Origin of the sequence: Kitasatospora sp. SC0581 (genome assembly GCF_048159585.1) — a bacterium.
Lineage (GTDB): Bacteria > Actinomycetota > Actinomycetes > Streptomycetales > Streptomycetaceae > Kitasatospora.
Window position 1 is genome coordinate 1 of the sequence record NZ_JBLRWA010000204.1, and the last position, 382, is coordinate 382.

1 protein-coding gene is annotated in these 382 nt (G+C 77.0%); it reads left to right on the plus strand.

Features of this window, described 5'->3' with window-relative positions:
* Positions 1–354: DNA polymerase III subunit delta' C-terminal domain-containing protein (locus tag ACLWS4_RS37795; protein WP_416876543.1), on the plus strand; the 354-nt coding region annotated here is incomplete at its 5' end.
* Positions 355–382 lie beyond the last annotated feature (28 nt).

Sequence of the window (382 nt, forward strand, 5' to 3'; positions counted from 1 at the left end):
GCCTACGGGGCGGTCGAGGGCAGCCGCGCGCCGCGAGGCATGGCGGGCGCCGTCAAGGAGCTGGAGAAGCGCCAGAAGAGCCGGGCCACCCGGACCCGGCGGGAGACGCTCGGCGTGGCGCTGCTCGACCTGCTCGGCTTCTACCGGGACGTGCTGGCGATCCAGCTCGGCGCCACCGGCCCGCTCTCCACCGAGGACCAGCGCCCGGCGCTCGGCCGGGTCGCGGGCGCCGGGAGCGCGGAGAACACGCTGCGCCGGATCGAGGCCGTGCTGGCCTGCCGCCGGGCCTTGGACCGGAACGTGGACCCACTGCTGGCGGTCGAGGCGTTGACGGTCGCCCTGCGGGCGGGCTGACCGGCCGTCACCCTGGGCGCCTCCACTG